Source organism: Leucobacter komagatae, from assembly GCF_000834055.1.
In the GTDB taxonomy this organism is placed as follows: domain Bacteria; phylum Actinomycetota; class Actinomycetes; order Actinomycetales; family Microbacteriaceae; genus Leucobacter; species Leucobacter komagatae_A.
Genome location: NZ_JXSQ01000030.1, coordinates 23,291 through 33,360 on the forward strand (window position 1 = coordinate 23,291; position 10,070 = coordinate 33,360).

The following is a 10,070-nucleotide window of genomic DNA, read 5'->3' on the forward strand; positions in this document are numbered from 1 at the left end:
CGATCAGTCAACCCGCGCGGCACGCATTCCTCAATCCCAGCTTTCGGGGGCTAGCGCCCACCTGTCCTTCTGGCTTGTCGCGCGGTGTATCGATTCACCCCAGTGTTTCTCTCCGCACGACGCGCCCGCGCCGCTTCCCGCGCCGCGATCTGGCCTGCGTCCGCCAGCAAAGGACCGCACCAATGAACACCTCACCCATTGACACGCTGAGCAACACTCAGACGAAAACCAAGACAAAGACGAAGCGGAAGCTCAAAGGCCGAGCTCCGGCAGTGGACACCGAACTCCTCGCGCGTGCCACGAAGGCATCCACCGATGAAGCTCTGGTGCTCGTTGACGCGCACCAGCAGGGCCTCACTGCGGCGGAAGCGAATGCCCGCCTCGAGCAGTGGGGGCCAAACGTGGTGCGCCACCAGCGCCCGCCCGCCCCGATCGTGCAGTATCTGCGCACCCTCACCAACCCGTTCATTCTGATCCTCATCGGTCTCGTCGTGATCATGTTCTTCACTGATGTGCTCTTTGCTGATCCCGAGGAGGGCTCGGATTGGGTCGGGGTGATCACGATCAGCACGATGGTGCTTGTCAGCTCGATCATGCGCTTCTGGCAGGAGTTTCGTTCCGGTCGCGCAGCCGAACGGCTCGCAGCACTCGTTCGCACCACGACGGCGGTGACGAGGCAGATCGACGGCGTACCCGTCACGGGTGAGCGCTCCATAGAGGAGGTCGTGCCCGGCGACATCGTCGAGCTCGCGGCCGGCGACATGCTCCCCGCCGACGTGCGGCTCATCCGCAGCACCGACCTGCAGGTGAATCAAGCGATGCTCACGGGCGAGGCGATGCCCGTCGAGAAGCGGGTGGACCCGCTCACCACCGTCGCTGATCCCCTCGAGGCAGAGAACCTCGGGTTCATGGGCACATCGGTCGTCTCGGGCTCTGGCACCGCACTCGTGTTGCAGACCGGAGACCGCACAGCGTTTGGCAACCTCGCCGCTTCGATCCAGGGCGCAAGGGTTGACACGGCGTTCGACAAGGGCATCAGGAAGGTCACCTGGACGCTCATCCGCTTCATGGCGGTGGTGGTTCCGACCGTCTTCATCATCAACGGCATCACCAAGGACTGGGGGAGCGCGTTCCTCTTCGCAGTGGTGACCGCTGTTGGCCTCACCCCGGAGATGCTCCCGCTTGTGGTGACTGCAAACCTCGCGAAGGGCGCACAGATGATGTCGCGCGCTCGCGTCATCGTGAAGCGACTCGCGGCCATCCAGGATCTCGGCGGAATGGACGTGCTCGCCACGGACAAGACGGGAACGCTCACCGAGGACCGAATCGTGCTCGAGCGTCACCTCGACACCAACGGCCAGTCGAGTGATCGCACGCTCGGCTGGGCAACCGTGAACTCGCACTTCCAGACTGGGCTGCGCAATCTCCTCGACAAGGCAGTGCTCAACGCAGCTGGCGACGACCTCGACCGCTCGGTGAGCCGCTTCGAGCTCGTCGACGAGATGCCCTTCGATTTCGCGAGGCGCCGCATGTCCGTTGTCGTCGCGGAGGGCGACGACACACACGTGATCGTGACGAAAGGTGCGATCGAGGAGATCCTGAAGATCGCCGAGTGGGAGATGGTTGGCACGGAACGCCGCAGGCTCACGGAGGAGCGGCGCGTCGAAATCGAGGCCATCGTCGCCGAACACAACGCCCTCGGCATGCGCGCACTCGGGGTCGCGACACGCGATATCGAAGTCGCGGGCCCCATGAGCCGTGAGATTGAGTACACGGTCGAAGACGAGGTGCAGATGACGATCGTCGGGATCCTCACCTTCCTTGACCCGCCAAAGGCCTCCGCGAGGCCCGCACTGCGGAGCCTCGCCTCCCATGGCATCGATGTCAAAGTGATCACGGGTGACAACCCGCTCGTCACCGCGACCGTGTGTCGTGAGGTGGGGATCGACGCAACCCACATCGTGCTCGGAGAAGAGACCGAGGCGCTGTCGCTCACCGAGCTCGGAGAGCTCGCCGAGCGCACACACGTGTTCGCGAAGACGAACCCGACGCAGAAGGCCAGAATTATCGAGGCAATGCGCGAACACGGCCGAACGGTCGGGTACCTCGGCGACGGCATCAACGATGCCCCAGCACTGCGCACCGCTGACGTCGGGATATCGGTGGACACGGCGGTTGATATTGCCAAGGAGTCCGCAGACATCATCCTGCTTGAGAAGGACCTCACCGTGCTCGAGGACGGCGTGATGGAGGGCCGCCGCACGTTTGTGAACACGATGAAGTACATCAAGATGACGGCTTCGTCGAACTTCGGGAACGTGTTCTCGGTACTCGTGGCGAGCGCGATGCTGCCATTCCTGCCGATGATCCCGATCGTCGTGCTCATCCAGAATCTCTCGTATGACCTCTCGATGCTCACCCTCCCGTGGGACAAGGTCGACAACGAGCAGATCCGCTCGCCCAGGCGATGGGAATCGAAGACGCTCACGCAATTCATGTTGCGGATCGGACCGCTCTCATCGATATTCGACATCACCACATTCGCGCTTATGTGGTTCGTGTTCGCGGCGAACAGCCCGGAGCACGCGGCGTACTTCCAGTCTGGTTGGTTCATCGAGTCGATCATTTCGCAGACGCTCATCGTGCACCTGCTGCGCACCAGGAAGATCCCGTTCGTGCAGTCCCGAGCGAGCGCGCCGCTGCTCATCGCGACGTCGATGGTCTGCATCTTTGGGCTCATCCTCCCATTCACCGGCTTCGGTGCGGCGGTCGGGCTGGTGACCGTGCCGTGGACGTACTTCCCCTGGCTGATCGCAACGCTCGCAACCTATTGCCTCGTCGTCGAGTTCGCGAAGCGTCGCTACGTGCGCCGCTTCGGCACCTGGATCTAACACACCAAGAATCCGCGTGTGGCGGGTGCGAGGCTGTCCTCGCACCCGCCACACGCTTGAGTTTGCAGTACCCATTGAAAGGCGGAACGCCATGGATATCCTCGACCTTGCCATCCGAATTGTTGCCGGGCTCGTGCTCGGAGCAGCGATCGGGTTTGAACGACAGCTTCGCTCCCGCACAGCTGGCGTGCGCACGAACGCGCTCGTGAGTCTTGGCTCCGCACTCTTCGTGATCATGGGCGCGTTTAGCTTCACGGGATCCGACGCCGATCCGACCCGCGTTGCCGCTCAAATCGTTTCCGGCATCGGCTTCCTCGGTGCGGGTGTGATCATGAAGCAGGGCGCATCGATATCCGGACTGAACACTGCCGCGACGCTGTGGGCCTCGGCGGCGGTCGGGGCGCTCGCTGGGGGCGGCATGCTGATCATTGCGGTCGGCGGCACGGCCGCCGTCGTGCTGTCGAACATTCTGCTGCGGCCGCTCGGCAGGCTCTTGGACCGCGCCGGGGGATCCTCATCGAAGGAGCCGGTCGCAACCGAATACGAGTTCGTCGTGCGCTCCTCGGCTGCGTCGGAGGTCGCGGTCCGTTCGCAAGTGGTCACCGCACTGCAAAACCCTGAGTTCACGGTGCACTCACTCGAAGCGAACGACGTGGCTGACGGGATCGTGGAGTTCACGGCGACTGTCGTGGCGCTGGAGCGAAATGACGCCGCGCTCGAGGCCGCGATCGCCGATGTCATCCCCGTCCCCGAGGTGACGTCGGTGCGGTGGAGCGCGAAAGAGCTGCGGGGGGAGGATTAGCGAGCGCGTCGCGCGTTGAGCGCGAGCATGAGCGCTGCGATGAGGCGCCAACCGATGAGCATCGCACACAGCGTGAGCGTCGCAACGATGACGAACGGCAGCGCGGTTCCCTGCCCGACGACTGCCCGCAGGCCGAGGCCGAGGCCGGCGGAGCCGATCCACACCGGCAGCCCAGTGCGCCACACCGCGAGTGGCCGCCGCCACGCGAGCGTCACCAGCCAGGCGATCGCGAGGCCCGCCAAGAACGGCCAGGCGGTCTCGAAGAGCCCCGCGAGGGTGGCCTCGCGGTCGTGACTGCCCCTGCCGAGCGCCGCGAACGCGACCACGAACGCGGCATCGAGCAGGAGCGCGCCGGCGACGAGGCCTGGCGAGAATCGCTTCGGGGTGGATCGTGTATCGCTCACGGGATGCCTGTTCTCTTCGTGCCGGTTGGGGCGGCTAGCTGCGGTGCGCAGCTACGGCCGAGATGACCGCTTCGTGGAGTGCGCCGTTCGTTGCGAGTGCGCTGCTGTTCCACGCGCTCTCGTTGCCGTCGATATCGGTGAACCGGCCGCCCGCCTCGGTGACGATCGGCACGAGCGCGGCGAGGTCGTACGCCTTGACGTCGAACTCGGCGACGATGTCGACGAGCCCCTCGGCAAGCAGCATGTACGACCACATGTCGCCGTACGCGCGATCGCGCCAGGTCGCCCGTTCGAGCGCGAGCAGCGAGTCGAGGTAGCCGGCCTCGCGCCACTGTTCGATCGACTGGAAGCTCAGCGAGGCGTGCTCGAGCTCGCTCACGCCGGAGACGCGCAGCGGGCGAGGTTCCTTGCCCTCGTCTTGGCCCCAGGCGCCGCCGCCGATCTCTGCCCACCAGCGCATGCCGAAACCGGGCGCTGAGACGACGCCGACGGTCTGTACGCCGCCGACCTCGAGCGCGATGAGGGTCGCCCAGTTGGGCACGCCGCGCAGAAAATTGGAGGTGCCGTCGATGGGGTCGAGGATCCACCGCCGATCGCCCCTGTCCGCGCGCCCGGATTCCTCGCCAAAGAAGCCGTCTGCCGGGCGCTCGGCCTCGATGCGGGCGCGCAGCGCGTCCTCGACGGCCCGGTCGGCGTCGGTGACAAACGTGAGGTCTGGCTTGGTGTCGACGCGGAGATCTGCCGCGCGGAAGCGGGGGAGCGAGATCGAATCCGCGAGCTCCGCGAGTTCGAGCGCGAACGCGAGATCGGCTGAAGGGGTGGTGGGCTGCTCTGGCATGAGGCTCCGTGGTTGCTCGGGGTGCCGTACGGCTTGAATACCTCTGCCCAGCCTAGCGCTCGGCGGTGGGGTGCGTGCTGCGGCCGAGCACCTGGGAGAGCGTCGCACCGGCGCGCCTGACGATTTGCGCGAGCGTCTCGACCTTCGGGGCAAGGCGCTCGGCCTTTGGGGCGAGGCGCTCGGCCGGCCCGCTCACGTTGCCGTGGGCGGGCACGCACAGGTGGCTCGTCTCGCGCGATGTGGCGACGAGTGCGCGGAGCACGGGCCTCCCGTCGCGCACGAGGTGGGCCTCCGAGGTGCGGGCGGCGATCGCAAACAAGCGGGAGCCGACGAAGTAGCGACCGGTCGTTGATACTGTGTTCTCGCGGTGTGCTCTTCCCATGCGCGGACGACGCAATACCCCCAGCGGAAGGTGCTGCTCATGAGTTCTTCGTTTGAGTTCGATGATGCGGCCGTTAGGGAAGCTGCGGCTCAGCTGCAGACCGTGTTCTCAGATGTCACTGCTTCTGGGGTATAGGTGCCTATGGATTCCGGGCAGATCGAAGTTCAACGCGTTCGCAAGATTTTCGCAGGCAAGTGGGCAGGCGTTTCTGCCTTGGCCGCCGCCGCGCGCATTGGCAGCTTGGTTACGAATCCCGCTGCTCTCATCGAGACTGCCGAAACCGTAAAGAAAGCAATCGTTGTGTACGTCGATGAGGTCGATGCGATCAAGTCTCTTGCTGACGAGCAGATCAGGATTCGCAGCTCTGCACAGGCGAGTATGAGAAGCATTCAAGCCAAGATGCTTACGACTTCAAACCCAGTTGAACGGCAGTCCCGCATCGCTAGCAGCAGGGCACCCATAGATATGACAGGGAGCATTTGAATCTCCCCTCGACACAGGGGCATAGCCCCAGGGGTCTGACGGACATCTTCAGGGCGCACCCGGACGAGATCTTTCCCTTCCCTGCGAAAGGGCACCCCGGCGGCTTTAGAGATGGCGAAGTATTGGAACTATCGGAAGCCCTCCCTGCTGTAGCTCGTGTTACCGAAACTGGCCTGGTTGCGGAGGGACCCAGATTCACAAGCGTGAAATTCACCGTCGTGTCTGATGAGTGTTTTGATGACCCAGGTTCCACGATTGAGCTCTCGATTGGTGAACGGGACGGCTGGTCTCTTTTGCGGAAGGTTGCACACGCCACACGGGCAGAGGGCGATGTTGCGAGTCTTGCCAAGTACGAGGCAAGCTTGACCTGGCTCCAGCAAGCAAAGAATTTTTCGAAAGCAGTCAATGAATACGAGAGATAGTCAGAGTAATCGCGCTGCGAGGTTTTCCGTGCTCCGCCTGGTAGTTTTGGAGGACTTGCTGCTGCGTTGCCCGCTTTGCTGCAGATAGTGTACTTGGGCTCCACTAACTCGTATGGAGTATTGTCTGCGGTTTTCTGGGGCTTCTTTCTTGTTGTTGGGCCGTGTCTCGTATGGGGATCGATTCTCAGCCTGCTGGGTTTAGGTGCTTGGTGGTTGCTTCGCCGCTTCGTACCAAATTGGGCGCTTGTTGTTCGTTCTGGCGTAGTGGGTGTCGTGGTGGGCCTCGGTGGGGCGTTCCCAATTGGAACGTTGCTGAGTTCGACTGAGCTTCGCCTTGACCCGCAATGGGCGGTGCCAACTACCGGGATCTATCTTGCACTCATGCTCGCGGGCTTTGTGTTTTGCCGTGAGCGCCGGGAAGCGCTCTAAGAGACGACCTCTGAAAGCCAGCGGAAAGTGAGCGGCAAGGGCAACCACTGTTCGCGAATGGGCTCGTGAGGCGAGACCGTCACGGTCGAAATTCCGGGGGAGCCCCAGGCCCGTTCGAGATGTGGTGGCGTTCGAGAGCGTCGGGGTGGGGAAGCGCCGTGGCAGTCGCGTTCTCATTCGGTGACGGGCGGTTCGCGTTTCGGCGGCCGTGGTGAGAGCGCCCGTGGCTGCGTGCCCGGTGCGGTGCTGGAGATGAGGCAGCGGCGGAGGGGCTCTGGATACGAACCCGCGTTGAAAACAAAGAAGCCCCGAGATCGTGATGATCTCGGGGCTAATCTGTGCGCCCTCACGGGCTCGAACCGTGGACCCGCTGATTTGAAGTGCCTGAACCGGTGGGGACTGGGGGGAGCTTACACGCCTTGCCTAATAAGGCGTGTCGTGCCATCTTGTCCTGACCCAGACTGGCTGAAGCTGGCTGAAGCTGCTTCAAAGTGGAGAGTAAATGGATACTTCTCATTGCTCAGGAGTAGGGGTCACAAGAGCCTCAAGATACTCCGAGAAGTCCGCGACAGTCTCTTCCATCTCGATGTAGTACTTGCTCGTGATGGATCACTTCCGGCTCACCAACGCTGGTGTCACCCTTCGACGTAAAAACGAACGCAGCACCGTGCCGGGCCGCAGCCTCGATCGCCATCCGCTCAACGAGCTGCACGCTGGCTGACCCGAAATGCGCGTTGACGTCCTCCAACAGCGTTGACTCACCAGCAACAGCAAACAGGCGCGGCCGCAACCGGCGAGTCAGCACACCGCAAGACTTATCCGGCCACCCCAGCACCGCCTGAAACGAGGCCATGTGCGGAGGAATCGAAAACCCGACCTGGTCGAGAGTCTTCTTGCTGTCGCCATACCGGTCCCGCAGCTTGTTGCGCCGCTTGTGCTGGTTCAGCTGGTTCAGCAGTTTGTTGAACGTCTTCAGTTCATCATCGGTGAGGTTACGAACATCAGTCACGGAATCACCGGCCCATCACAATTAGTTTCCGTTGCCCACCCTCAGGTGACTTCCCGGACCGTCGGTGCAGGCCAGCGAATGCCAGCGTCGCTGCAACCAACGGAGAAATATCTGCCGACGAAGACGCCGCCCATTTCCAGAGCGTCGACTCCCCGTCCTTACGGCCAGCACCTGCCACCGCGTCATTGAGTTCCTGCTGCGAAGTGTGCGCGATCTTGAGCTGCGAGATCGCATCAAACAGAGCGCCGCAGGCGCGCATGTACTCCCGGTACTTGACCGGCCACACGCGGATCCGCAAACGACGAAGCTCACCCAAGAGCGTGCCCGTCGCCGCGAGCTCATCAATGACAATCGCAACCGGGCTGTATTGCGCCTTCAGCTCAGCGAGCCGCTCAGCCACCCAGTCAGTGCCAACACGGCGGTCAATGAGCACGACCGACGTACGCCCGTCCGGGAGCTCGCCAGCCATGACGATCGACGCAGAGTCACGCGACCGCGGAATGTCCACGGCGAACGCCACCCGTCCGAGCTCGCGCGTCTCCGTCTCAATGGTGAGTGCGTCGCCAGCAGAATCAGCCCATGCCGCGCTCGGGATGACACCGCCGCCGCCGAGCTTCGCCCAGATGCCGAGCCGCTCGCGATCGAACTCCTCGGGCCCCATCGTCTCCAACTCCGTGTTCATTACGAACTCTGGGTCAAGACGAATGTTGTAGCCGGGGTTCGCTCGGCGGTGCACCTCAGGGTCCGCACGGTACTCTGCGGGCGAAGGCCACTGAGCCCGTTCGTCGGTAGGGAGCTCATCCCAAGCGGGCACTGACCATTCCACATAGATGAGACGGCCAGACTTTCCCGAAACAGCACGATCCCGAATATCGGCCTGCACATCTGAGTCGACCTCGCCGGCAGACGAGAAGTACATCATCTGCGGATTCCCCGTCAGTGACAGCGCAGACATCGTGGGCATCAGAGAGGCCAACATGCGCTGCTTGAGCTTCGTCGCCTCGTCCAGATAGAGCGTGGGAGCTGTGAACCCTCGCCCAGACGAGTTCGAGCGGGCCATGAACTTCAGCCGGCAACCGTTCTTCGTCTCGATCGCCTCTTCGCCATCAGCGGTTCGGACACGGGATACGAGGCGGTCCAGGTCGGGAGCGGACTCAACCAGCTGCCGAATGCGCAGGAACATTTCTTGCGCAGTTTTGAACTCATGCGCAGTGTAGATCTGCAGTGACTCTTCCCACACGAAGAGGCCAGCCAGCTGGCGGGCCTCGATAATGGTGCCTTTGCCCTGCTGTCGGTTCGCCGCAATGAAAGCCTCGAACCCGGCCCATCGACCATCGGCGCGTGCGAGCGTCAACGCCTCCGCACCGATCTGCTGCCAAGGATCTAGGTACAGGCCACTCAGTTCAGCAACGCCGATCATGTCGTCGGCCCGATCCGCGGACTGCTGCGGGTCGAAATCTGAAGGCAAAAGCTTAAGTCGAGGCTCCTGCTCTCCTACGAGCTTCTCGGCGCTCAGCAAGCTGGTCTGCAATGGAGACCTCCTTACCAGCGCCGCCGAGTTCAGCGATCAACGCAACGAGTTCTTGACGCCGCTTCGACAAGGCGGATACCTCACGAGGGACCGCATCTTCAAGAGCTGCCTTGACCAGGCGCAAGTTCGCCTTCGCGTCTTCGAGGGGATCAAATTCATTCGCCCCCACATCAGAGGCGCGTTCACTCTCTGGGAGCACAGCGCTCAGCTTGCGCACGTCGCGATCACCGTCGAGCTTCGCCATCTTCTCGGAGGCGACTGCGGCTTTGCACTCCGCGCACGCGGGCTCACCCTTACGCAGGTGACGCCGATAGGCTGCCGGGGTTCCGCAGGGCTTTAAATCGCGAACCACGCCGGACCTCCCGTCACATCCCCGTTGCGGGTGTCAAACCAATGTCAGACGCACACGCATGTCACTATGCCGCGGGTCTGGCAAGAGGCCCCGGGGGGAGGGGGTGCCCCCTGGGGTGGTGGGTGGATGGTGGGCGGGTGTTGGTTCACCATTTGAGGGCGGTTTGTGGCCTGTCGGTGATGGTGGTGACGCGGTTTGATCGGCTGCTGTTGCAGGATCGGTGTGCTGCACGGATTTCGCCGTAGAGGTGTCCGCCTTTGGAGCGTGGTTGTATGTGATCGGCTGTGAATGCCATCTTGTCGCGCCATGGAAGTGTGTAGTCGATGGGTTTGCGGCAGAGCCAGCAGTCGTTGCGTTGGGCTTTGAATGCGGCTGTGCGTTTGCGGTAGGTGCGGTCGTCGAGTCCTGGCATTGGGCACTCCTTTGTGTCCGGTGCTGGGCTGCTTGTTGTGGGGGGTGAGGTTTGTGGTGGCTGGGCTGGTGTGGGTCCCTGGGTGGGATGGGCTTGGTGTTGGGTGCCGGGTAGC

At 63.0% G+C, this 10,070-nt stretch carries 11 protein-coding genes; 4 read left to right on the forward strand and 7 right to left on the reverse strand.

What is annotated here, in order from left to right:
- The first annotated feature begins 182 nt into the window (after positions 1 to 182).
- Both mgtA and SD72_RS14615 read left to right on the forward strand, forming a co-directional pair.
- Positions 183 to 2,891 (forward strand): magnesium-translocating P-type ATPase, encoded by a 2,709-nt coding sequence (gene mgtA, locus SD72_RS14610; RefSeq protein WP_052492737.1) that lies wholly within the window; start codon positions 183 to 185, stop codon positions 2,889 to 2,891.
- A gap of 91 nt (positions 2,892 to 2,982) precedes the next feature.
- On the forward strand, positions 2,983 to 3,693 hold the full coding sequence (locus SD72_RS14615) for an MgtC/SapB family protein (protein ID WP_042545202.1): 711 nt from the start codon (positions 2,983 to 2,985) through the stop codon (positions 3,691 to 3,693).
- On the opposite strand, the gene SD72_RS14620 is transcribed toward SD72_RS14615, so the two are convergent.
- From SD72_RS14620 to SD72_RS14630, 3 genes are read right to left on the reverse strand one after another with little or no spacing between them, the layout of a single operon-like run.
- Positions 3,690 to 4,097 (reverse strand): DUF3054 domain-containing protein, encoded by a 408-nt coding sequence (locus tag SD72_RS14620; RefSeq protein WP_042545203.1) that lies wholly within the window; start codon positions 4,095 to 4,097, stop codon positions 3,690 to 3,692. The two genes, SD72_RS14615 and SD72_RS14620, sit on opposite strands and share 4 nt — an antisense overlap.
- Before the next feature lie 34 nt (positions 4,098 to 4,131).
- Positions 4,132 to 4,935: an inositol monophosphatase family protein gene (locus SD72_RS14625; protein ID WP_042545204.1), complete on the reverse strand. Its 804-nt coding sequence runs from the start codon at positions 4,933 to 4,935 to the stop codon at positions 4,132 to 4,134.
- Positions 4,936 to 4,987: 52 nt separating this feature from the next.
- The gene (locus SD72_RS14630) at positions 4,988 to 5,317 is read right to left on the reverse strand and encodes a hypothetical protein (RefSeq protein ID WP_042545205.1); all 330 of its coding nucleotides are present in this window, start codon (positions 5,315 to 5,317) and stop codon (positions 4,988 to 4,990) included.
- Positions 5,318 to 5,458: 141 nt separating this feature from the next.
- On the opposite strand from SD72_RS14630, the gene SD72_RS14635 reads away from it, so the two are divergent.
- Both SD72_RS14635 and SD72_RS17815 read left to right on the forward strand, forming a co-directional pair.
- Entirely contained in the window at positions 5,459 to 5,800 is a 342-nt protein-coding gene (locus SD72_RS14635; RefSeq protein WP_042545206.1) for a hypothetical protein, read from the forward strand.
- A gap of 203 nt (positions 5,801 to 6,003) precedes the next feature.
- Positions 6,004 to 6,222, forward strand: a complete 219-nt coding sequence (locus tag SD72_RS17815) for a hypothetical protein (RefSeq protein ID WP_157000613.1) — start codon at positions 6,004 to 6,006, stop codon at positions 6,220 to 6,222.
- 973 nt (positions 6,223 to 7,195) lie between these two features.
- Here the strand turns inward: SD72_RS17815 and SD72_RS14640 are convergent.
- The 4 genes from SD72_RS14640 to SD72_RS14655 form a co-directional block, all read right to left on the reverse strand.
- On the reverse strand, positions 7,196 to 7,660 hold the full coding sequence (locus SD72_RS14640; RefSeq protein ID WP_042545207.1) for a hypothetical protein: 465 nt from the start codon (positions 7,658 to 7,660) through the stop codon (positions 7,196 to 7,198).
- 4 nt (positions 7,661 to 7,664) lie between these two features.
- On the reverse strand, positions 7,665 to 9,191 hold the full coding sequence (locus SD72_RS14645) for a terminase (RefSeq protein ID WP_157000614.1): 1,527 nt from the start codon (positions 9,189 to 9,191) through the stop codon (positions 7,665 to 7,667).
- Positions 9,133 to 9,435, reverse strand: a complete 303-nt coding sequence (locus SD72_RS18060) for a hypothetical protein (protein ID WP_052492739.1) — start codon at positions 9,433 to 9,435, stop codon at positions 9,133 to 9,135. The genes SD72_RS14645 and SD72_RS18060 overlap by 59 nt, the downstream gene beginning before the upstream one ends.
- A gap of 253 nt (positions 9,436 to 9,688) precedes the next feature.
- Positions 9,689 to 9,955, reverse strand: a complete 267-nt coding sequence (locus tag SD72_RS14655) for an HNH endonuclease (protein ID WP_042545209.1) — start codon at positions 9,953 to 9,955, stop codon at positions 9,689 to 9,691.
- Positions 9,956 to 10,070: the final 115 nt, after the last annotated feature.